The sequence below is a fragment of the Pseudomonas sp. S1(2024) genome (assembly GCF_046557535.1).
In genome coordinates this window covers 66901-89259 of the sequence record NZ_JBKGFP010000087.1, presented here as the reverse complement: position 1 = coordinate 89259, position 22359 = coordinate 66901, and the positions used below count along the sequence as shown (strand labels likewise).

Annotated in this window: 20 protein-coding genes and 2 rRNA genes; 18 read left to right on the top strand and 4 right to left on the bottom strand. The window is 61.3% G+C overall.

What is annotated here, in order from left to right; all coding sequences use genetic code 11:
• Positions 1 to 176: 176 nt before the first annotated feature.
• From ACLCGK_RS24275 to ACLCGK_RS24255, 5 genes are all read left to right on the top strand, one after another.
• Positions 177 to 3068 (top strand): 23S ribosomal RNA (locus ACLCGK_RS24275).
• 131 nt (positions 3069 to 3199) lie between these two features.
• A 5S ribosomal RNA gene (gene rrf / locus ACLCGK_RS24270) occupies positions 3200 to 3315 on the top strand.
• 272 nt (positions 3316 to 3587) lie between these two features.
• Positions 3588 to 4247, top strand: a complete 660-nt coding sequence (locus ACLCGK_RS24265; protein ID WP_013970746.1) for a paraquat-inducible protein A — start codon at positions 3588 to 3590, stop codon at positions 4245 to 4247.
• Positions 4234 to 4857 (top strand): paraquat-inducible protein A, encoded by a 624-nt coding sequence (locus ACLCGK_RS24260; RefSeq protein ID WP_015268842.1) that lies wholly within the window; start codon positions 4234 to 4236, stop codon positions 4855 to 4857. The genes ACLCGK_RS24265 and ACLCGK_RS24260 overlap by 14 nt, the downstream gene beginning before the upstream one ends.
• Positions 4850 to 7150, top strand: coding sequence for an MlaD family protein (locus ACLCGK_RS24255; RefSeq protein WP_410953107.1), 2301 nt, complete (start codon positions 4850 to 4852; stop codon positions 7148 to 7150). Before ACLCGK_RS24260 ends, ACLCGK_RS24255 begins: the two co-directional genes overlap by 8 nt.
• A gap of 252 nt (positions 7151 to 7402) precedes the next feature.
• Here the strand turns inward: ACLCGK_RS24255 and rpsT are convergent, their stop codons facing one another.
• Positions 7403 to 7681: a 30S ribosomal protein S20 gene (gene rpsT, locus ACLCGK_RS24250; RefSeq protein ID WP_003247625.1), complete on the bottom strand. Its 279-nt coding sequence runs from the start codon at positions 7679 to 7681 to the stop codon at positions 7403 to 7405.
• Between the two features lie 250 nt (positions 7682 to 7931).
• Between rpsT and murJ the strand changes: the two genes are divergently transcribed.
• From murJ to ispH, 6 genes are all read left to right on the top strand, one after another.
• Positions 7932 to 9470, top strand: a complete 1539-nt coding sequence (gene murJ / locus ACLCGK_RS24245; protein ID WP_410952075.1) for a murein biosynthesis integral membrane protein MurJ — start codon at positions 7932 to 7934, stop codon at positions 9468 to 9470.
• A 118-nt stretch (positions 9471 to 9588) separates the two neighbouring features.
• The gene (gene ribF, locus ACLCGK_RS24240) at positions 9589 to 10539 is read left to right on the top strand and encodes a bifunctional riboflavin kinase/FAD synthetase (protein WP_410952074.1); all 951 of its coding nucleotides are present in this window, start codon (positions 9589 to 9591) and stop codon (positions 10537 to 10539) included.
• The gene (gene ileS / locus ACLCGK_RS24235) at positions 10536 to 13367 is read left to right on the top strand and encodes an isoleucine--tRNA ligase (protein WP_015268847.1); all 2832 of its coding nucleotides are present in this window, start codon (positions 10536 to 10538) and stop codon (positions 13365 to 13367) included. Before ribF ends, ileS begins: the two co-directional genes overlap by 4 nt.
• The gene (lspA, locus tag ACLCGK_RS24230; RefSeq protein ID WP_025337596.1) at positions 13360 to 13875 is read left to right on the top strand and encodes a signal peptidase II; all 516 of its coding nucleotides are present in this window, start codon (positions 13360 to 13362) and stop codon (positions 13873 to 13875) included. The genes ileS and lspA overlap by 8 nt, the downstream gene beginning before the upstream one ends.
• Positions 13868 to 14305, top strand: a complete 438-nt coding sequence (fkpB, locus tag ACLCGK_RS24225) for an FKBP-type peptidyl-prolyl cis-trans isomerase (RefSeq protein WP_003258215.1) — start codon at positions 13868 to 13870, stop codon at positions 14303 to 14305. Before lspA ends, fkpB begins: the two co-directional genes overlap by 8 nt.
• A 14-nt stretch (positions 14306 to 14319) precedes the next feature.
• Positions 14320 to 15267, top strand: a complete 948-nt coding sequence (gene ispH / locus ACLCGK_RS24220) for a 4-hydroxy-3-methylbut-2-enyl diphosphate reductase (protein WP_023660620.1) — start codon at positions 14320 to 14322, stop codon at positions 15265 to 15267.
• 132 nt (positions 15268 to 15399) lie between these two features.
• On the opposite strand, the gene ACLCGK_RS24215 is transcribed toward ispH, so the two are convergent.
• Positions 15400 to 15915, bottom strand: a complete 516-nt coding sequence (locus ACLCGK_RS24215) for a GspH/FimT family pseudopilin (protein WP_410952073.1) — start codon at positions 15913 to 15915, stop codon at positions 15400 to 15402.
• A gap of 109 nt (positions 15916 to 16024) precedes the next feature.
• On the opposite strand from ACLCGK_RS24215, the gene ACLCGK_RS24210 reads away from it, so the two are divergent.
• From ACLCGK_RS24210 to thiO, 5 genes are read left to right on the top strand one after another with little or no spacing between them, the layout of a single operon-like run.
• Positions 16025 to 16207 carry a prepilin-type N-terminal cleavage/methylation domain-containing protein gene (locus ACLCGK_RS24210; RefSeq protein WP_075043654.1) on the top strand — a complete coding sequence of 61 codons (183 nt, stop codon included), beginning with the start codon at positions 16025 to 16027 and terminating at the stop codon, positions 16205 to 16207.
• Positions 16204 to 16848 (top strand): PilW family protein, encoded by a 645-nt coding sequence (locus tag ACLCGK_RS24205; protein ID WP_410952072.1) that lies wholly within the window; start codon positions 16204 to 16206, stop codon positions 16846 to 16848. Before ACLCGK_RS24210 ends, ACLCGK_RS24205 begins: the two co-directional genes overlap by 4 nt.
• Complete coding sequence (locus ACLCGK_RS24200; RefSeq protein ID WP_039614945.1) at positions 16845 to 17309, top strand: hypothetical protein; 465 nt, start codon at positions 16845 to 16847, stop codon at positions 17307 to 17309. Before ACLCGK_RS24205 ends, ACLCGK_RS24200 begins: the two co-directional genes overlap by 4 nt.
• Before the next feature lies 1 nt (position 17310).
• Positions 17311 to 17700 carry a type IV pilin protein gene (locus tag ACLCGK_RS24195; protein WP_013970758.1) on the top strand — a complete coding sequence of 130 codons (390 nt, stop codon included), beginning with the start codon at positions 17311 to 17313 and terminating at the stop codon, positions 17698 to 17700.
• Positions 17701 to 17754: 54 nt separating this feature from the next.
• Entirely contained in the window at positions 17755 to 18852 is a 1098-nt protein-coding gene (gene thiO / locus ACLCGK_RS24190) for a glycine oxidase ThiO (protein WP_410952071.1), read from the top strand.
• A gap of 115 nt (positions 18853 to 18967) precedes the next feature.
• Here thiO and ACLCGK_RS24185 read toward each other — a convergent pair whose 3' ends face one another.
• Positions 18968 to 19198, bottom strand: coding sequence for a PP0621 family protein (locus ACLCGK_RS24185; protein WP_410952070.1), 231 nt, complete (start codon positions 19196 to 19198; stop codon positions 18968 to 18970).
• 94 nt (positions 19199 to 19292) lie between these two features.
• Positions 19293 to 20312 carry an outer membrane protein assembly factor BamD gene (locus ACLCGK_RS24180; protein ID WP_013970761.1) on the bottom strand — a complete coding sequence of 340 codons (1020 nt, stop codon included), beginning with the start codon at positions 20310 to 20312 and terminating at the stop codon, positions 19293 to 19295.
• Positions 20313 to 20459: 147 nt separating this feature from the next.
• Between ACLCGK_RS24180 and rluD the strand changes: the two genes are divergently transcribed.
• Positions 20460 to 21422 (top strand): 23S rRNA pseudouridine(1911/1915/1917) synthase RluD, encoded by a 963-nt coding sequence (rluD, locus tag ACLCGK_RS24175; protein ID WP_025337605.1) that lies wholly within the window; start codon positions 20460 to 20462, stop codon positions 21420 to 21422.
• Positions 21419 to 22159 (top strand): peptidoglycan editing factor PgeF, encoded by a 741-nt coding sequence (pgeF, locus tag ACLCGK_RS24170; RefSeq protein WP_100413058.1) that lies wholly within the window; start codon positions 21419 to 21421, stop codon positions 22157 to 22159. The genes rluD and pgeF overlap by 4 nt, the downstream gene beginning before the upstream one ends.
• Positions 22160 to 22359 lie beyond the last annotated feature (200 nt).

The window sequence follows — 22359 nt, the reverse complement described above, 5'->3', positions numbered from 1 at the left end:
CTTTTGTCAGATCGTTCTTTAAAAATTCGGATATGTGATAGATATAGACTGATGGCCAGTTTCACTGCTGGTTAATCAGGCTAAGGTAAAATTTGTGAGTTCTGCTCGAAAGAGCAACATGCGAATTTTCGGCGAATGTCGTCTTCACAGTATAACCAGATTGCTTGGGGTTATATGGTCAAGTGAAGAAGCGCATACGGTGGATGCCTTGGCAGTCAGAGGCGATGAAAGACGTGGTAGCCTGCGATAAGCTTTGGGGAGTCGGCAAACAGACTGTGATCCAGAGATCTCTGAATGGGGGAACCCACTCAGCACAAGCTGAGTATCTTGTACTGAATACATAGGTGCAAGAGGCGAACCAGGGGAACTGAAACATCTAAGTACCCTGAGGAAAAGAAATCAACCGAGATTCCCTTAGTAGTGGCGAGCGAACGGGGACCAGCCCTTAAGTTGATTTGAGATTAGTGGAACGCTCTGGAAAGTGCGGCCATAGTGGGTGATAGCCCCGTACACGAAAATCTCTTGTCAATGAAATCGAGTAGGACGGAGCACGAGAAACTTTGTCTGAATATGGGGGGACCATCCTCCAAGGCTAAATACTACTGACTGACCGATAGTGAACCAGTACCGTGAGGGAAAGGCGAAAAGAACCCCGGAGAGGGGAGTGAAATAGAACCTGAAACCGTATGCGTACAAGCAGTGGGAGCCTACTTTGTTAGGTGACTGCGTACCTTTTGTATAATGGGTCAGCGACTTATATTCAGTGGCGAGCTTAACCGAATAGGGGAGGCGTAGCGAAAGCGAGTCTTAATAGGGCGTTTAGTCGCTGGGTATAGACCCGAAACCGGGCGATCTATCCATGGGCAGGTTGAAGGTTAGGTAACACTGACTGGAGGACCGAACCGACTACCGTTGAAAAGTTAGCGGATGACCTGTGGATCGGAGTGAAAGGCTAATCAAGCTCGGAGATAGCTGGTTCTCCTCGAAAGCTATTTAGGTAGCGCCTCATGTATCACTCCAGGGGGTAGAGCACTGTTTCGGCTAGGGGGTCATCCCGACTTACCAAACCGATGCAAACTCCGAATACCTGGAAGTGCCGAGCATGGGAGACACACGGCGGGTGCTAACGTCCGTCGTGAAAAGGGAAACAACCCAGACCGTCAGCTAAGGTCCCAAAGTCATGGTTAAGTGGGAAACGATGTGGGAAGGCTTAGACAGCTAGGAGGTTGGCTTAGAAGCAGCCACCCTTTAAAGAAAGCGTAATAGCTCACTAGTCGAGTCGGCCTGCGCGGAAGATGTAACGGGGCTCAAACCATGCACCGAAGCTACGGGTGTCATCTTTGATGACGCGGTAGAGGAGCGTTCTGTAAGCCTGTGAAGGTGAGTTGAGAAGCTTGCTGGAGGTATCAGAAGTGCGAATGCTGACATGAGTAACGACAATGCGAGTGAAAAACTCGCACGCCGAAAGACCAAGGTTTCCTGCGCAACGTTAATCGACGCAGGGTTAGTCGGTCCCTAAGGCGAGGCTGAAAAGCGTAGTCGATGGAAAACAGGTTAATATTCCTGTACTTCCAGTTATTGCGATGGAGGGACGGAGAAGGTTAGGCCAGCCTGGCGTTGGTTGTCCAGGTTTAAGGTGGTAGGCTGGAATCTTAGGCAAATCCGGGATTTCAAGGCCGAGAGCTGATGACGAGTTGCCTTTAGGCGACGAAGTGGTTGATACCATGCTTCCAAGAAAAGCTCCTAAGCTTCAGATAACTGGGAACCGTACCCCAAACCGACACAGGTGGTTAGGTAGAGAATACCAAGGCGCTTGAGAGAACTCGGGTGAAGGAACTAGGCAAAATGGCACCGTAACTTCGGGAGAAGGTGCGCCGGCGAGGGTGAAGGACTTGCTCCGTAAGCCCATGCCGGTCGAAGATACCAGGCCGCTGCGACTGTTTATTAAAAACACAGCACTCTGCAAACACGAAAGTGGACGTATAGGGTGTGACGCCTGCCCGGTGCCGGAAGGTTAATTGATGGGGTTAGCGCAAGCGAAGCTCTTGATCGAAGCCCCGGTAAACGGCGGCCGTAACTATAACGGTCCTAAGGTAGCGAAATTCCTTGTCGGGTAAGTTCCGACCTGCACGAATGGCGTAACGATGGCGGCGCTGTCTCCACCCGAGACTCAGTGAAATTGAAATCGCTGTGAAGATGCAGTGTATCCGCGGCTAGACGGAAAGACCCCGTGAACCTTTACTATAGCTTTGCACTGGACTTTGAATTTGCTTGTGTAGGATAGGTGGGAGGCTTTGAAGTGGGGACGCCAGTTCTCATGGAGCCATCCTTGAAATACCACCCTGGCAACTTTGAGGTTCTAACTCAGGTCCGTTATCCGGATCGAGGACAGTGTATGGTGGGTAGTTTGACTGGGGCGGTCTCCTCCCAAAGAGTAACGGAGGAGTACGAAGGTGCGCTCAGACCGGTCGGAAATCGGTCGTAGAGTATAAAGGCAAAAGCGCGCTTGACTGCGAGACAAACACGTCGAGCAGGTACGAAAGTAGGTCTTAGTGATCCGGTGGTTCTGTATGGAAGGGCCATCGCTCAACGGATAAAAGGTACTCCGGGGATAACAGGCTGATACCGCCCAAGAGTTCATATCGACGGCGGTGTTTGGCACCTCGATGTCGGCTCATCACATCCTGGGGCTGAAGCCGGTCCCAAGGGTATGGCTGTTCGCCATTTAAAGTGGTACGCGAGCTGGGTTTAGAACGTCGTGAGACAGTTCGGTCCCTATCTGCCGTGGACGTTTGAGATTTGAGAGGGGCTGCTCCTAGTACGAGAGGACCGGAGTGGACGAACCTCTGGTGTTCCGGTTGTCACGCCAGTGGCATTGCCGGGTAGCTATGTTCGGAAGAGATAACCGCTGAAAGCATCTAAGCGGGAAACTTGCCTCAAGATGAGATCTCACTGGGATCTTGAATCCCCTAAAGGGCCGTCGAAGACTACGACGTTGATAGGTTGGGTGTGTAAGCGCTGTGAGGCGTTGAGCTAACCAATACTAATTGCCCGTGAGGCTTGACCATATAACACCCAAGCAATTTGCTAGCGCAGATTGCGGTGGTGAAGACGAAACAACCGAAAGTTCGCAACATCACAAATATCGCATATCCGAATTCGCTGGGCTGTCCATCTGGACATTCTGGCAACAGAATTTCTTGACGACCATAGAGCATTGGAACCACCTGATCCCATCCCGAACTCAGCAGTGAAACGATGCATCGCCGATGGTAGTGTGGGGTTTCCCCATGTGAGAGTAGGTCATCGTCAAGATTAATTTCGCAAAACCCCTATCTGCGCATGCAGGTAGGGGTTTTGTCTTTCTGGCCAATAAGTCCCAGGCCTGCACAACCCTCCGCTGTAGGAGCGGGCGCGTCGAGGCGTCGAACCGCCGCGAAGCAGACGACGCGGTGTATGGCACCGGCTTCGCCGGTGTGGCGGTTCGACGCCTCGACTCGCCCGCACTGGTCTCCGTTCAATCGTCGCCTCCCACAATTCGAGCCAGAACACTAGAATAGGCCCACGCACCTATTCAGAAGCGCTATATGCCCAATCCTGTCGAACCTGAAACCCTGGCCCAGTTGCCGTTGGACGAGCTTGTCGCCTGTCATGAATGTGACCTGCTGCTGCGCAAGCCCGTGCTCCAGCATGATGAGAAAGCCCAATGCCCGCGCTGCGGCTATGAGCTGTATGCCCATCGGCACAATGTGGTCAACCGCAGCCTGGCCCTGGTGCTCACCGCCTTGCTGCTGTTTGTGCCTGCCAATTTCCTGCCGATCATGCAGCTGCACCTGCTTGGCCAGACATCGGACGATACTGTCTGGAGCGGCGTGCTGGGCCTGTACAACTCGGAAATGCGCGGTGTGGCCGTCGTGGTTTTCCTGTGCAGCATGGCCATCCCTCTGGCAAAACTGCTCTGTCAGCTGGTCGTGCTCTTGAGTATCCGTCTGAACGTGGGGCGTAGTTTCGGCCTGCTGTTCTACCGCATCTATCACCACTTGCGTGACTGGGGCATGCTCGAGGTCTATTTCATGGGCGTGCTGGTAGCCATCGTCAAGCTGGTGGACCTGGCCGAGCTGACGGTAGGTCTGGGGCTGTTCTGCTTCATCAGCCTGTTATTGATCCAGGTGTGGCTCGAGGTGGTGATGTCACCGCACCAGATCTGGAGTGCGCTATCAGGGGAGGACCTGCATGCGGGCGATTGATGCAGGCATTCTTGTCTGCAATGAATGTCACGAGCTGAACCGGCAACAGCCAGACAGCACTTCACAAACCTGTACACGCTGCGGTGCCATCGTGCATGCCCGTCGGCCGAACAGCATCGCGCGTACTTGGGCGCTGCTGATTGCCGCGTCGATCCTGTACATCCCGGCCAACATGCTGCCGATCATGACCGTGAGCACCCTGGGCCAAGGCAGCCCCGACACGATCATGTCCGGTGTCATCACCTTGCTCAAGCATGGCATGGTGCCCATTGCTGCCGTGGTGTTCATTGCCAGTATCCTGGTGCCCACGTTCAAACTGGTGGGCATCGGCTTGCTGTTGTACTCCGTTCAGCGTCGTCAGCCGCTTTCGGCACGGCAACGGATATTGATGTACCGCTTCATCGAATTCATTGGGCGCTGGTCCATGCTCGATATCTTTGTCATCGCCATCCTGGTGGCGGTGGTGAATTTCGGCCGAATAGCCAGTGTCGAAGCCAACCTGGGCGCTGTCGCCTTTGCAACTGTGGTGATCCTGACAATGCTTGCCGCTTTAACTTTCGATCCCCGACTGATTTGGGATAACACGGAGTCGGATGACGACCATGAGTGACCTGCCAACGGCTAAAACCCGCCCAGCCTCGAACTGGTCGGCCATATGGATCCTGCCTTTGATCGCCTTGATGATCGGTGGCTGGCTTGCGTGGCAGGCTTACCGTGATGCCGGTGTGGAAATTGAAGTCCGCTTCGAGTCGGGTGAGGGTATCGTCGCCAACAAGACCGAGGTGATCTACAAGGGCATGCCGGTTGGCAAGGTCAAGAGCCTGGTGCTCGACGCCAAGGGTGAGAACCAGGGGGTGATCGCCACCATCGAGATGAACAAGGCTGCCGAGCCGCATCTGACCAAAGGCACGCGTTTCTGGCTGGTGAAGCCGAGCGTCAGCCTGGCGGGTATTTCCGGCCTGGAAACTCTGGTGTCAGGCAACTACATCGCCGTCAGTCCAGGGGAGGGGGAGCGCACCAAGCGTTTTACTGCCTTGAAGGTTGCGCCGCCGCTGTCGGACACCGAGCCGGGCCTGCATCTTACCCTCAAGGCCGAGCGGCTTGGGTCGCTCAACCGTGACAGCCCGGTGTTCTACAAGCAGATCCAGGTTGGCCGGGTTAAAAGCTACCGCCTGTCCGAGGACCAGAGCACTGTCGAGATAAAGGTCTTCATCGAGCCGGCCTATGCCAGCCTGGTGCGCAAGCACACGCGTTTCTGGAATGCCAGCGGCGTCAGCATCGATGCCTCGCTCTCGGGCGTGAAAGTGCGTAGCGAATCGCTGTCGAGCATTGTCGCCGGTGGTATCGCCTTTGCCACGCCGGAACACCGCAAGGACAGTCCACCCACCGACTCGAACCTGCCGTTCCGTCTGTATGAGGACTTCGATGCGGCCCAGGCCGGTATCCGAGTGAAGGTGAAATTGAGCGATTACGAGGGCCTGCAAGCGGGCCGTACACCGGTCATGTACAAGGGCATCCAGGTAGGCTCGCTGAAAGCCCTGACAATGGCAGACAACCTGGCCAGTGCGTCGGCCGAGCTTACGCTGGACCCACTGGCCGAGGATTATCTGGTCGAGGGCACGCAGTTCTGGGTGGTCAAACCGTCAATTTCCCTGGCGGGTATCACTGGCCTGGAGGCGCTGGTCAAGGGTAATTACATTGCCATTCGCCCTGGTGAGAAAGGGGCGCGGCCCGAGCGTGAGTTCGAAGCCCGCGCCAAGGCGCCTCCGCTCGACCTCAAGGCACCAGGCCTGCACATGGTGCTGTTCGCCGACACCCTGGGTTCGCTGGAAGTCGGTAGCCCGGTCATGTACCGCCAGGTGAAGGTGGGTAGCGTGCAGAGCTACCAGTTCGCCCGCAACAGCAACCGCATCCTGATCGGTGTGCATATCGAGAAGGAATACGAAAAGCTGGTCAACGGTTCGTCGCGCTTCTGGAATGTCAGTGGCATCACCCTGACGGGCGGCCTGTCGGGCATCAAGATCAAGAGTGAATCACTGCAGACCCTGATGGCTGGTGGTATCGCGTTCGACACGCCACGGCCCGATGTGCCGCTCAAACGCCACATCCCACGCTTCCGCCTGCATGACAGCCAGGAGGCGGTCAACCGCGCAGGAACGTTGATCACCATTCGTGTGGACCGTGCTGACGGCCTCAAGCCAGGCACGGCGATCCGCTTCCGTGGCCTGGATGTGGGCAGCATCGAGAGCGTCGACCTGACCGATGACCTGCAGGCGGTGCTGCTGCGGGCGCGCATTACCGAAGCGGCGGACCGTATCGCCCGCGTCGGTACGCAGTTCTGGGTGGTCAAGCCAGCCTTTGGCCTGGTGCGCACGCAGAACCTCGACACTCTGGTGGGTGGGCAGTACCTGGAAGTGCAGCCGGCTGCCAAGGACCGTGGCCCGCAGCGCGATTTCATCGCCTTGGCCGACGCCCCGCAGGTGGCAGGGCCCGAAGTCGGGCTGCCGTTGACGCTGAGCGCCCCGCGCCGTGGCTCGATCAAGCCGGGCGTGCCGGTGACCTATCGTGAGGTTGCGGTGGGCAAGGTGACGGGCTTCGAGTTGGGCCAGAGTGCTGACCGCGTATTGATCCATATCCTGATCGAGCCGCGCTACGCGGCCCTGGTGCGCAGCGGCAGCCGTTTCTGGAACAGTAGCGGCTTCGGTTTCGACTGGGGGCTGTTCAAGGGGGCTACGGTGCGTACCGAGTCGGTGGAGACCATGATCGACGGCGGTATCGCCTTTGCCACGCCGGATGGCGAGCAGATGGGCAACCCGGCACGGCCGCAGCAGACGTTCGCCTTGTTCGACAAGGCCGAGGATGAATGGCTGCAGTGGGCGCCGAAGATTCAGATAGCGAAGTAGCACTGGGCAAACGCGGCCCTGCTTTTTGTAGGAGCGGCCTTGTTTCGCGATCGGGCTGCTCAGCAGCCCCTCGGTTTCAGCGTCGATGCTGATATTGCTGGGGCTGCTGCGCAGCCCGATCGCGAAACAAGGCCGCTCCTACAAAAGCGGATCAGCGATGTTGCATAGGTCGCAGCAGCGGGCCGGCGATGTGCACAAATCGCAGGCAACAAAAAACCGACCCTAGGGTCGGTTTTTCGACTAGCGCGTCGCTTAGGCAGCTGCAGCTTCTTTCAGCGCCTTGATGTGGCCATTCAGACGGCCTTTGTGACGAGCAGCCTTGTTCTTGTGGATGATGCCCTTGTCGGCCATACGGTCGATTACAGGCACAGCCAGAACGTAAGCGGCTTGCGCTTTTTCGGCGTCTTTTGCGTCGATGGCCTTGACTACATTCTTGATGTAGGTGCGGACCATGGAACGCAGGCTGGCGTTGTGGCTGCGACGCTTCTCAGCCTGTTTTGCACGTTTCTTGGCGGAAGGTGTGTTGGCCACCGTCGAGCTCCTCGAAAGACTTTAGGTAAATAGCAAACAAAATAGGCCGCGAATCATGCCGATCAGTCGAACGGATGTCAAGGCCACCTGCAAGGTTCCGCCGAGCGGTGCGCCAACAAGAGGGAAATATTCCTTTCTGCTGCGCGACCTGTAAACTCGGGAATTTTTGGCTCCCCTGCGAAGGCGCGGGAGTATCGCACATTCGGACGCTGTCTGGCAGCGTCCTCTGCCCTTGGCGTGAATCTTTTCGATGAACCTGCTCAAATCCCTGGCTGCGGTAAGCTCGATCACCATGATTTCGCGGGTGCTGGGCTTTGTCCGCGACACCATCCTGGCGCGTGTTTTCGGTGCCGGCATCGCCACCGATGCCTTCTTCATCGCCTTCAAGCTGCCCAACCTGCTGCGGCGCATCTTCGCCGAGGGCGCGTTTTCCCAGGCCTTCGTGCCGATCCTGGCCGAATACAAGACCCAGCAAGGCGAGGAGGCGACCCGCACCTTCGTCGCCTATGTCAGTGGCCTGCTGACCTTGGTTCTGGCGCTGGTGACCGCCATCGGCATCCTGGCGGCGCCATGGGTAGTGTGGGCGACCGCACCAGGCTTTGTCGACAGTGCCGAAAAGTACGAACTGACCAGCGCCCTGTTGCGGGTGACTTTTCCTTATATATTGCTGATCTCGCTGTCCTCCCTGGCCGGGGCAATCCTCAATACCTGGAACCGTTTCTCGGTGCCGGCCTTTACCCCGACCTTGCTGAATGTGGCGATGATTGCCTTCGCCGTGCTGCTCACGCCGTATTTCGACCCGCCCATCATGGCCCTGGCATGGGGCGTGCTGGCCGGAGGCCTGGCACAGTTGCTGTACCAGCTGCCAGCGCTGAAGAAGATCGGCATGCTCGTGCTGCCGCGCCTGAACCTGCGTGATACCGGCGTGTGGCGGGTGCTCAAGCAGATGCTGCCAGCGATCCTCGGAGTGTCGGTGAGCCAGATCTCGCTGATCATCAACACCATCTTCGCCTCCTTCCTGGTAGCCGGCTCGGTGTCGTGGATGTACTACGCCGACCGCCTCATGGAGCTGCCTTCCGGCGTACTGGGCGTGGCCCTGGGCACCATACTGCTGCCGACCCTGGCCAAGACCTACGCCAACAAGGACCGCGAGGAGTACTCACGGATCCTCGACTGGGGCTTGCGCCTGTGTTTCCTGCTGGTGCTGCCCTGCACCCTGGCCCTGGCCATCCTCGCCGAGCCTTTGACCGTGGCGCTGTTCCAGTACGGCAAGTTCACTGCCGTCGACGCAGCCATGACCCAGAAGGCGCTGATCGCCTATTCGGTGGGCTTGCTGGCGATCATTCTGGTCAAGGTACTGGCACCGGGCTTCTATGCGCAGCAGAATATCCGTACACCGGTGAAGATCGCGGTATTCACCCTGGTCTGCACCCAACTGTTCAACCTGGTCCTGATCGGGCCGCTCGCGCATGCCGGCCTGGCCCTGGCGATCAGCCTGGGGGCCTGCCTGAACGCCGGCCTGCTGTTCTGGAAACTGCGCAGTCAGCAGCTGTTTCAGCCGCAACCAGGCTGGGCGATATTCCTGCTCAAGCTGTTGCTGGCGGTGGGGCTGATGTCGGCGGTGTTGCTGGCCGGCATGCATTATCTGCCAGCCTGGGAACAGGGCAACATGCTCGAGCGCCTGGTGCGCCTGGGGGCTCTGGTACTGGCGGGCGTCGTGACCTATTTCGGCTGCCTGTACCTGTGCGGCTTCCGGCCTCGGCATTTCGCCCGCAAGGCCTTGCACTGAGGCATCGGGCGGGTCAGGCGTCGGTTTTTCGCATTCCACGCCGCCCTTGGGCGCTGCTGCCTGTCACCGGCGCCCGGGTGTGGTTATAATCGGCCACTTTATGAGCAAGAAGCGCGTTATGCAGCTGGTTCGAGGTCTTCACAACCTGCGCCCCGAGCACCGGGGCTGTGTCGCCACCATTGGCAACTTCGACGGGGTTCACCGCGGCCACCAGGCTATCCTGGCGCGCCTGCGCGAGCGCGGCCACGCCTTGGGCCTGCCGACCTGCGTGGTCATCTTCGAACCGCAACCACGCGAGTATTTCGCCCCCGACACCGCGCCGGCCCGCCTGGCCCGGCTGCGCGACAAGATCGAGCTGCTGGCGGCCGAGGGTATCGACCGGGTGCTGTGCCTGGCATTCAACCAGCGCCTGAGCAAGCTCGGCGCCGATGCCTTCGTCAAGGCCATCCTGGTCGACGGCCTGGGTGTACGCCACCTCGAAGTGGGCGATGACTTCCGTTTCGGCTGCGACCGCGCCGGCGACTTCGCCTTCCTGGTCGAGGCCGGCAAGCAGTACGGCTTCACCGTCGAGGCTGCCAACACGGTGATCCAGGACGGCCTGCGGGTCAGCAGCACCGAAGTACGCAAGGCCCTGTCCGAAGGCAACTTCGAGCTGGCCGAGCACCTGCTGGGCCGCCCGTACCGCATCAGCGGCCGCGTGCTGCATGGCCAGAAGCTGGCCCGCCAGCTCGGCACACCTACCGCCAACATCCAGCTCAAGCGCCGCCGCGTGCCGCTGTCCGGGGTCTACCTGGCCAGCATAGAAATCGACGGCAAGGCCTGGCCGGGTGTCGGCAATATCGGCGTGCGCCCCACCGTTGCCGGTGACGGGCGCCCGCACCTGGAGATTCATCTGCTGGACTATGCCGGCGACCTTTACGGCCGGCGCCTGACGGTGGAGTTCCACCACAAGCTGCGAGAAGAGCAGCGATTCGCCTCCCTGGAGGCGCTGAAGTCGGCGATCGATGCGGATATCGCCGCCGCACGTGCACATTGGCACGCTCAACCGCTAACGAAGAGCCTGAAATGACCGACTACAAAGCCACGCTTAACCTTCCGGACACCGCCTTCCCCATGAAGGCCGGCCTGCCTCAGCGCGAACCGCAGATCCTGCAGCGCTGGGACAGCATTGGCCTGTACCAGAAGCTGCGCGAAATTGGCAAGGATCGTCCCAAGTTCGTCCTGCACGACGGCCCGCCCTATGCCAACGGCAAGATTCACATCGGTCATGCGCTGAACAAGATCCTCAAGGACATGATCGTCCGTTCCAAGACCCTGGCCGGCTTCGATGCGCCGTATGTGCCGGGCTGGGACTGCCATGGCCTGCCGATCGAGCACAAGGTCGAGGTCACCCACGGCAAGCACCTGTCCGCCGACCGCACTCGCGAGCTGTGCCGCGAGTACGCCGCCGAGCAGATCGAGGGGCAGAAGACCGAGTTCATCCGCCTGGGCGTGCTGGGTGACTGGGACAACCCGTACAAGACCATGAACTTTGCCAACGAGGCCGGCGAAATCCGCGCCCTGGCCGAGATGGTCAAGCAAGGCTTCGTGTTCAAGGGCCTGAAGCCTGTGAACTGGTGCTTCGATTGCGGTTCGGCCCTGGCCGAGGCCGAAGTCGAGTACGCCGACAAGAAATCGCAGACCATCGACGTTGCCTTCCCGGTAGCCGATGACGCCAAGCTGGCTACTGCCTTCGGTCTGGCTTCGCTGGCCAAGCCGGCTGCCATCGTGATCTGGACCACCACCCCGTGGACCATCCCGGCCAACCAGGCGCTGAACATCCACCCGGAGTTCAAGTACGCCCTGGTCGACACCGGCGAGCGTCTGCTGGTTCTGGCCGAAGAGCTGGTCGAGTCGTGCCTCAAGCGCTACAGCCTGGAAGGCTCGGTCATCGCCACCGCCCAGGGTTCGGCACTGGAACTGATCAACTTCCGCCACCCGTTCTACGACCGCCTGTCGCCAATCTACCTGGCTGACTACGTCGAACTGGGCGCCGGTACCGGCGTGGTGCACTCCTCGCCAGCCTACGGTGAAGACGACTTCGTTACCTGCAAGCGCTACGGCATGGTCAACGACGACATCCTCACCCCGGTGCAGAGCAACGGCGTGTATGTGGACTCGCTGCCATTCTTCGGCGGCCAGTTCATCTGGAAGGCCAACCCGGCCATCGTCGAGAAGCTGAGCGAAGTCGGCGCGCTGATGCACACCGAAACCATCAGCCACAGCTACATGCACTGCTGGCGCCACAAGACCCCGCTGATCTACCGCGCCACCGCGCAGTGGTTCGTGGGTATGGACAAGCAGCCGACCACCGGCGAGCCGCTGCGTGAGCGCGCACTTAAAGCCATCGAAGACACCAAGTTCGTCCCGGCCTGGGGCCAGGCGCGCCTGCATTCGATGATCGCCAACCGCCCGGACTGGTGCATCTCCCGTCAGCGCAACTGGGGTGTACCGATCCCGTTCTTCCTGCACAAGCAGACCGGCGAGCTGCACCCACGCACCGTCGAGCTGATGGAAGCAGTGGCCAAGCGCGTCGAACAGGAAGGCATCGAGGCCTGGTTCAAGCTGGACGCCGCCGAACTGCTGGGCGCTGAAGCCGAGCAGTACGACAAGATTACCGACACCCTCGACGTGTGGTTCGACTCGGGTACCACCCACTGGCACGTGCTGCGTGGCTCGCATGACATTGGCCACGCCACCGGCCCGCGTGCCGACCTGTATCTGGAAGGTTCCGACCAGCACCGCGGCTGGTTCCACTCGTCCTTGCTGACCGGTTGCGCCATCGACGGCCACGCGCCGTACCGCGAGCTGCTGACCCACGGCTTCACCGTGGACGAGAACGGCCGCAAGATGTCCAAGTCGCTGGGCAACACCATCGAGCCGGAGAAGGTCAACAACACCCTGGGTGCCGATATCCTGCGCCTGTGGGTTGCCGCTACCGACTATTCCGGTGAAATGGCCGTTTCCGAGCAGATCCTGCAGCGCAGCGCCGACGCCTACCGCCGTATCCGCAACACTGCACGCTTCCTGCTCTCCAACCTGTCCGGCTTCGACCCGGCCCGCGACCTGCTGGCCCCGGAAGACATGCTGGCGCTGGACCGCTGGGCGGTTGACCGCACCCTGCTGCTGCAACGCGAGCTGGAAGAGCACTACAGCGAGTACCGTTTCTGGAACGTCTACTCCAAGGTGCACAACTTCTGCGTGCAGGAACTGGGCGGCTTCTACCTCGACATCATCAAGGACCGCCAGTACACCACCGGCGCCAACAGTGTCGCTCGCCGCTCCTGCCAGACCGCGCTCTACCACATCAGCGAGGCGCTGGTGCGCTGGATCGCGCCGATCCTGGCGTTTACCGCCGACGAAATCTGGCAGTACCTGCCAGGCGAGCGCAACGAGTCGGTAATGCTCAACGGCTGGTACGAGGGCCTGAGCGAGCTGCCGGAAGGTACCGAACTGGACCGCGCCTACTGGGACCGCGTGATGGCCGTCAAGGCATCGGTCAACAAGGAGCTGGAAAACCAGCGTACCGCCAAGGTCATCGGCGGCAACCTGCAGGCCGAAGTCACCCTGTACGCCGACGAAGGCCTGAGCGCCGACCTGGGCAAGCTGGGCGACGAACTGCGCTTCGTGCTGATCACCTCGGCTGCCAGCGTGGTGCCATTCGCGCAAGCGCCGGCCGAAGCGGTGGCCACCGAAGTCGAAGGCCTCAAGCTGCAAGTGGTCAAGTCCGGCCACACCAAGTGCGGCCGTTGCTGGCACTTCCGCGCCGACGTCGGCAGCCACCCGGAGCACCCGGAAATCTGCGGCCGTTGCGTCGACAACCTGAGCGGTTCCGGCGAGGTGCGCCACTATGCCTAACCCTGCAGCGGGGCGCTTCGGGCGCCTTGCATGGCTTTGGCTGAGCCTGGTGGTACTGGTCCTCGACCAGGCCACCAAGCTGTATTTCAACAATGCCCTGACCATGTACCAGCAGGTTGTCGTCATCCCTGACTACTTCAGCTGGACCCTGGCCTACAACACGGGCGCGGCGTTCAGCTTCCTGGCTGAAAGCTCCGGCTGGCAGCGCTGGCTGTTCGCCCTGATCGCCGTGGTGGTCAGTGCCGTGCTGGTAGTGTGGCTCAAGCGCCTGGGGCGCAACGAGACCTGGCTGGCCGTGGCGCTGGCGCTGGTGCTGGGTGGCGCGATCGGCAACCTGTACGACCGCGTCGTGCTCGGCCATGTGGTCGACTTCATCCTGGTGCACTGGCAGAACCGCCATTACTTCCCGGCCTTCAACCTGGCCGACAGCGCCATCACCGTTGGTGCGGTGATGCTGGCGCTGGATATGTTCAAGAGCAAGAAGTCCGAGGATCCGGTCCATGACTGACACCCGTATCGGCCAGAACACCGAAGTCACCCTGCACTTCGCGCTGCACCTGGAAAACGGCGACACCGTCGACAGCACGTTCGACAAGGCCCCGGCCACCTTCAAGGTTGGCGATGGCAACCTGCTGCCAGGGTTCGAGAACGCCCTGTTCGGCTTCAAGGGCGGCGACAAGCGTACCGTCGTGGTGGCCCCGGAGAACGCATTCGGCCAGCCAAACCCGCAGAACGTGCAAGTCATGCCGCGGTCCCAGTTCGAGGGCATGGAGTTGTCCGAAGGGCTGTTGATCATCTTCAACGACGCCGCCAACACCGAGCTGCCGGGTGTGGTCAAAGCGTTCGATGACGACCAGGTGACCATCGACTTCAATCACCCATTGGCTGGCAAGACCCTGACCTTCGAGGTGGAGATCCTCGAGGTGAAGGCCCTGTAAGCCTGGAGCCGAGCATGCAAATCAAACTCGCCAACCCTCGCGGCTTCTGCGCGGGGGTCGACCGGGCGATCGAGATCGTCAACCGCGCGCTGGAAGTCTTCGGCCCGCCGATCTATGTGCGTCACGAAGTGGTGCACAACAAGTTCGTGGTGGAAGACCTGCGCAACCGTGGCGCCATCTTCGTCGAAGAGCTGGACCAGGTACCGGACGACGTCATCGTCATCTTCAGTGCCCACGGGGTTTCCCAGGCCGTGCGCCAGGAAGCTGCTGGCCGTGGCCTGAAAGTGTTCGATGCCACCTGCCCGCTGGTGACCAAGGTGCACATCGAAGTGGCCAAGTACAGCCGCGACGGCCGTGAGTGCATTCTCATCGGCCACGAAGGGCATCCGGAAGTCGAAGGCACCATGGGCCAGTACGACGCCAGCAACGGTGGCGCCATCTACCTCGTCGAAGACGAGGAGGATGTTGCCAACCTGCAGGTGAAGGACCCGGACCACCTGGCGTTCGTCACCCAAACCACGCTGTCGATGGACGACACCAGCCGCGTGATCGACGCCCTGCGTGCGCGCTTCCCGAACATTGGCGGCCCGCGCAAGGACGACATCTGCTACGCCACCCAGAACCGCCAAGACGCGGTCAAGCAACTGGCGGACGAGTGCGACGTGGTACTGGTGGTTGGCAGCCCGAACAGCTCCAACTCCAACCGCCTGCGCGAGCTGGCCGAGCGCATGGGCACCCCGGCCTACCTGATCGACGGTGCCGAGGACCTGCAGCGTGGCTGGTTCGACCAGACGGCGCGGGTCGGCATCACCGCTGGCGCTTCGGCTCCCGAAGTGCTGGTGCGTGGCGTGATCGAGCAGCTCAAGGCCTGGGGCGCCAGCGGTGCTGAAGAGCTGGATGGGCGGGAAGAGAACATCACCTTCTCCATGCCCAAGGAACTGCGGGTTCGGTCGCTGATCTGACCGCAGTTTGCGCGATCCCCTGCAGGAGCGGCCTTGTGTCGCGAACGGGCTGCAAAGCAGCCTCAGGATTTCAGCGTTAGAGCTGATATTGCCGGGGCCGCTTTGCGGCCCTTTCGCGACACAAGGCCGCTCCTACATTGACCGCGCTGATCTGCTAGTGGTGTCTTTGCATCGGGATTTTTTTGGCTCTCCCATCTGTACCTTGACCCTGCCAGTCGATGCCATCACCACTTGATACTGGCTAGTTGCGGTCAAGCGCTCGCAAATCTCCATCGTTGAACCTAACCAATTACCGTTGGCCCCAAGCGGAACACCCTGCGCACTGAATTTCAGCTGCTCACCGCGATTGCTCGTGATCTTCAGCGGCCGTGAAAGACGCTGCTCGCGCAGCACCTGCCCGTTATGCTCCAGCATCACCTGCCAACCATTCCCCCAGTTACCGTCCAACGCCTGCACCAGCACCGGCTGGCTTTGCAACATGGCATGGCTGCGCGCACTGCGCAGTGCCTGCGCCAAGTCACGCGCAGCTGCCGCCCTGTGTAGGTCGTCGCTCAATCTGGCGTAGGCCGGCATGCCGAGCTGTGTCAGCAATACGGCCACCGCCAGGGCCGACAACATTTGTATCAGTGTTACACCTCGTTGCTTCACCGTGCATTCCTCCCTGGAAGTGCTTGGCTGTAGCTTCACGGTCGTTGGACCGGCGGTCCAGTCGCCCGGGTTCAATGCAATTGCAGGAAAAGTCGCAGGAGGTGCAGGGATGCACGCAAGACAACGGGGCATGACGCTTCTGGAAGTGTTGTTGGCGGTGGGTGTGGTGGCCGTGGGTATGTTCGCAGCGGCAGGCCTGCAACTGCAGGCATTGCAGGCTGCGGAGGACGCGCGCCGCGATGGGAAGGCGGCAATGGCGGCGCACAGTGAGCATGAAAGGGGGCGGCCATGAGTCGCGGCCAGCGTGGTTTCGGCTTGCTTGAGGTGATGCTGGCGCTGACCATCGGGTTGCTGCTGTTGGCGGCGGCCAGCCAGCTATTCGCCTCGGCCCACCATACCTGGCGGCTGCAAAGCACGGCAGTACGCATGCAGGATGAGGCACGCCTGGCATTGCTGCGAATGGCCCAGGATATCCGCATGACCGGGATGTTCGGCTGCCTGCGACTGCGGCCAAAGCACTTCGGCAGTTCGAGCGCAGAGCACGCATTCGCCCGGCCGATGGAAGTCGAAGCATCCACCCTTAGCCTGGTCGTTGCGGAGTTACCTGGGCAAGCCGGGGGCCCGCAGTGGTTCCTGCACACGGACTGTACTAGCAAAGTGTCTGTGGACGATGAGTTGAAGGAGGGCTACCCACAGGTTTACCCCATCAGCAAATATGTCTACCAACTCCAGGGCAATACGCTGAAATTCAAACGCAACAAAAGCAACTTCCAGCCGCTGGTTGAAAATGTGCGCTCAATACGTTTCCAGCGTGTGCAAATGGCACAGGGTGAGGGGGTGGATATTGCCCTGACGCTTTACGAACCCACGCTCGAACTTGAACAGCACCATGAACTGAGCGTCGCAATCCGCAACCCGGTGCCGGCCTCATGAATCGTCAGCGTGGCATAGTCCTGTTGTTGGCCTTGGTCCTGAGCCTGCTGCTTGGGCTGCTTGCGGCGTCCGCCCTGCGTGATGCGCTGGCGCAAACGCGAATGACCGGCTATCTGAGCGAAGGCCTGCTGGCGCTGGAGCAGGCCGAGGCCACGCTGCTGGCAGGGGCAGGCGAGCTCGAGCGGGCTCCCCCCGACCCTTGCGAGGCGTGCCCGCCACCCGCTCGACCGCATGACCTGAGCGGGCAGTGGCAGCGTACGCGAACCGGCTATTTCCATTTGCAGAATCTAGGTACCAGCGAACACGCGGCGCATATGCCGGAAGGGCAGCAGGTCACCCTGTACCGCGTCACCGCCGTCAGCCTGCAAACCCAGTCGCGGCATGTGCTGGAAGCGGTCTACGCCATGGCCGGCGACACAACCCGGCGCATTGCCTGGCGGCAGAGATTGCGAGGAGACTGACATGCAGCAAGGCTTGAGCCTGATCGAGTTGTTGATTGTGCTGGCCGTGACCGGCATTCTGGCAGCCATTGCCTACCCCAGTTACAGCGACCAGCTACGGCGAGCCGCGCGCAGCGAAGTGGTTGGCCTGCTGCATGATGCCGCCCTGCGCCTGGAGCGCCACCGCGTACGCACTGGCCAATACGCCGAGGGCGACCCGGCGTTGCCCGACGGTACCCGCTATTACAGCCTGCAGGCCCAGCGCGACAGCGACACCTTCACGCTGCGCGCCCGGCGGCTGCCGAGCGGGCTGATGGCGCAGGACCGCTGTGGCGATTTCCAGCTCGACCAGGCCGGCGTGCAGCGCAATCCGGGTGCCGTCGAGGACAGCGTGCACTGCTGGGGAAGCTGAAGATTGAATGATGCCCGGTGCATCGCGGATTTACTTCAGGTGTTGGATCGACAGATGAACAAGCAAGTAGTGGTGGTCGGCGGCGGGGTGATCGGCCTGCTGACGGCATTCAACCTGGCGGCGAAGGTCGGGCAGGTGGTGGTGTGTGATCAGGGTGAAGTCGGCCGCGAATCGTCGTGGGCCGGCGGCGGTATCGTCTCGCCACTATACCCGTGGCGCTACAGCCCGGCCGTGACCGCCCTGGCACACTGGTCGCAAGACTTTTATCCACAGCTGGGCGAGCGTTTGTTCGCCAGCACCGGCGTCGACCCCGAAGTGCACACCACCGGCCTGTACTGGCTCGACCTGGACGACGAGGCCGAAGCGCTGGCCTGGGCCGAGCGTGAGCAGCGGCCGCTGAGTGCCGTGGATATTTCGGCGGCCTATGACGCGGTGCCGGTGCTGGGCCCGGGCTTCAAGCGTGCCATCTACATGGCCGGCGTGGCCAACGTGCGCAACCCGCGCCTGGTGAAGTCGCTCAAGGCGGCGTTGCTGGCGTTGCCCAACGTGACCTTGCGTGAGTACTGCCAGGTTACCGGTTTTGTCCAGCAAGGCGGTCGCGTGACCGGGGTGCAGACGGCAGACGGCGTTCTGGCGGCGGATGAGGTGGTGCTCAGTGCTGGCGCGTGGAGTGGCGACCTGCTGCGTACGCTCGGCCTGGAGTTGCCTGTGGAACCGGTGAAGGGCCAGATGATTCTGTTCAAATGTGCCGAAGACTTCCTGCCGAGCATGGTGTTGGCCAAGGGGCGCTATGCGATCCCGCGGCGCGACGGGCATATTCTGGTGGGTAGCACGCTGGAGCATGCCGGGTACGACAAGACGCCGACCAAGGAGGCGTTGGAGAGCCTGAAGGCCTCGGCGGTGGAATTGTTGCCTGAGCTCGAGGGGGCCACGGTGGTGGCGCATTGGGCCGGGCTGCGGCCGGGGTCGCCGGAAGGTATTCCGTACATCGGGCCGGTGCCGGGGCATGCGGGGCTGTGGTTGAACTGCGGGCATTACCGCAACGGGCTGGTGCTGGCGCCGGCTTCGTGCCAGCTGTTTACCGACCTGTTGACCGGGGCAGAACCGATCATTGACCCGGCGCCGTATGCGCCAGCCGGGCGGTTGAGCTGACATTGCCGGGGCCGCTTTGCGGCCCTTTCGCGACACAAGGCCGCTCCTACAGGGGCCGCGTACTCCATGTAGAGCGGCCTTGTGTCGCGAAAGGGCTGCAAAGCAGCCCCAGTTTCTAACGGGATTGCCCCGGCCCTTGCTGCAGGTGTGCCTGGCTGCAATACCACTCGTTGCCCTGCTGCAGCGCCCGGTCATTGGGCAGGTGTACGCCGCAATGGGCGCAGCGCACCATCTTCAGCGGCGCATCCAGCTTGGCCTCGGGGTGCGACTGTTGGCTGGCTTTGAACCTGCGCCACAGCCAGAACGCGGCGGCGATCAGGGCGATCCAGAAAAGTAGGCGAACCATGGTGTCCAGCTTGTCGGTTGAAGAAGCCGACAGTCTAGGACGCGGCCAATAAAAAAGGGAGGCCCAGGGCCTCCCTTTCATGTACCGCTACGTATCAGTCGAACAGACCAAAGGTCATGTAGCTGAACCAGGAACGGTCCTTCTCGGCTTCCTTCGGCCCTTCCGGCACGATCGGGTCACCGTTCTCGTCAGTTGGCAGCAGCTCACGCGGCATCTCGTCACGTGCATCCTGGAACTGCTTGACCACGTCCTGGTTGGCGCGGGTTTCACCCGGTGGCAGCGGGGTTTCGGTTTCGATCAGGCCCAGGGTCGCCTTGGACAGCCAGCCGCGGCCGTCAGACTCGGTCTGCTTTGGCTGGAACTCGCCATCTACCAGGCTCGGGTGGTCCGGGTAGTTGAGCTTGAGGGTTTCCAGGCTGGTGGCGGCCAGTTCGTCCAGGTGCATCTTCTGGTACGCCTCGACCATCACCGCCAGGCCGTCGCCGACCGATGGGGTTTCCTGGAAGTTCTCTACCACGTAGCGGCCACGGTTGGCAGCGGCTACATAGGCCTGGCGGCTCAGGTAGTAGTCGGCCACATGGATTTCGTACGACGCCAGCAGGTTGCGCAGGTAGATCATGCGCTGCTTGGCATCGGGGGCGTAGCGGCTGTTGGGGAAGCGGCTGGTCAGCTGGGCGAACTCGTTGTACGAGTCGCGGGCAGCACCCGGGTCACGCTTGGTCATGTCCAGCGGCAGGAAGCGCGCCACCAGGCCACGGTCCTGGTCGAACGAGGTCAGGCCCTTGAGGTAGTAGGCGTAGTCGACGTTCGGGTGCTGCGGGTGCAGGCGGATGAAGCGCTCGGCAGCCGACTTGGCAGCCTCGGGCTCGGAGTTCTTGTAGTTGGCGTAGATCAGCTCGAGCTGCGCCTGGTCGGCATAGCGGCCGAACGGGTAGCGCGACTCCAGGGCCTTGAGCTTGTTCACGGCGCTGGTGTAGCTGGAGTTGTCCAGGTCAGCTTGCGCCTGCTGATACAGCTCGGCCTCGCTGAGGTTCTCGTCAATCACTTCTTTATTGGAGGAACAGGCCGCGGTGAGCCCGAGGATGGCGATCAGCAGCAGGTGTTTCACTTGCATGGCGGCTTGCGTCCCTTTGACGGCCGCTGTCTTGGGCGGTGCCGTCCTGTTATGATGAGCGCCCCGGCCAACCCCGGGACAAAAGAAGTCGTATTTAACCACAAGCTCGCAGCCGAAACCAAAGGCTGTGCGCCCGCCGAATCGAGCATGTCCGAGATCATTCAACTTAGCGCAGAGGTCCCGTCCGAACTGGGCGGTCAACGCCTCGACCAGGTCGCCGCCCAATTGTTCGCCGAGTACTCGCGTTCCCGGCTTACTTCGTGGATCAAAGAAGGCCGCCTGACGGTCGATGGTGCCGTGGTGCGCCCTCGAGACCTCGTCTATGGTGGCTCGCAACTTGTCCTGGAGGCCGAGCAAGAGGCCCAGGGCGAGTGGGTCGCCGAAGATATCGAGCTGGATATCGTCTACGAAGACGACCATATCATGGTGATCAACAAGCCTGCCGGGCTGGTTGTGCACCCGGCCGCCGGGCATGCCAGCGGGACTTTGCTCAATGCACTGCTGCACCACGTGCCTGACATCGTCAACGTACCGCGCGCCGGTATCGTCCACCGCCTGGACAAGGACACCACCGGCCTGATGGTGGTGGCCAAGACCTTGCAGGCGCAGACCCGGCTGGTCGAGCAGATGCAGGCGCGCAAGGTCAGCCGCATCTACGAGTGCATCGTGATTGGCGTGGTCACTGCCGGCGGCAAGATCGATGCCCCGATCGGCCGCCACGGCGGCATGCGCCAGCGCATGGCGGTCACCGACGGCGGCAAGCCGGCGGTCAGCCACTACCGTGTGCTCAAGCGCTTCCGCTCGCACACCCACGTGCGGGTCAAGCTGGAAACCGGCCGTACCCACCAGATTCGCGTGCACATGGCTCACGTTGGCTTCCCGTTGGTCGGCGACCAGACCTACGGCGGGCGCTTCCGCATTCCGCCGGCAGCCAGCCCGACCATGGTCGAGGCGGTGAAAACCTTCCCGCGCCAGGCACTGCATGCGCGCTTCCTGGCATTGGCCCACCCGATTACCGGTGAAGTCATGAAATGGGAATCGCCGCTGCCGGATGACTTCGTCTGGTTGCTGTCGCTGCTGAACCAGGACCGCGAGAGCTTTGTCGGATGAGTGGCCTGACGCAGTCGCTGCTGTTCCCCGACTGGCCGGCCCCGGCCTCGGTGCGCGCCTGTGTCACCACCCGCCAGGGCGGCATCAGCCTGCCGCCCTATGAAACCTTCAACCTTGGCGACCATGTAGGGGACGACCCTGCCGCGGTGGCCGAAAACCGTCGTCGCCTGAGCGACGAATTCGCCATCCAGCCGGCCTGGCTCAAGCAGGTGCATGGGCTGGTGGTGGCAAATGCCGACCCGGCTGTGGTGGCCGAGGCCGACGCCAGCTGGACCGACCAGCCTGGCATTGCCTGCACCGTGATGACTGCCGATTGCCTGCCAGCGCTGTTCTGCGACCGGGCCGGTACCCGTGTGGCGGCCGCGCATGCTGGCTGGCGCGGGCTGGCCGGTGGTGTGCTGGAGGCCACCTTGGATCGCCTGGCACTGCCACCCGAAGAGGTGCTGGTGTGGCTGGGGCCGGCGATTGGCCCACAGGCGTTCGAAGTGGGGCTGGAAGTGCGTGATGCCTTTACTGCGGTGCACCCGGAAGCGGCCCGGGCCTTTGTCGATGGTGCCCGGCCGGGCAAGTTGATGGCCGACATCTATGAGCTGGCGCGTATTCGTTTGGCGGCGCGTGGGGTGACTGCTGTTCATGGCGGTGGCTTGTGCACGGTCAGCGACGAGCGGTTCTTCTCCTATCGCCGTACTCCGCAGGGGGGGCGCTTTGCTTCCCTGGTGTGGCTGGAGCCGCGCTAGCCTGCACCGGCCTTTTCGCGGGCACGCCCGATCCACAGGTTTCAAACATTGCGGATTCCCTGTAGGAGCGGGCATGCCCGCGAATGGCCCAGCACTAATCCAACAGGTTGATCCTGGTCAACCCCGCTACGCTTGAATCTTCCAGAATCAGCCTTATCTATAAGGTCATCTCAGGCAGGTTTCTTCACAAACAGGCGCTG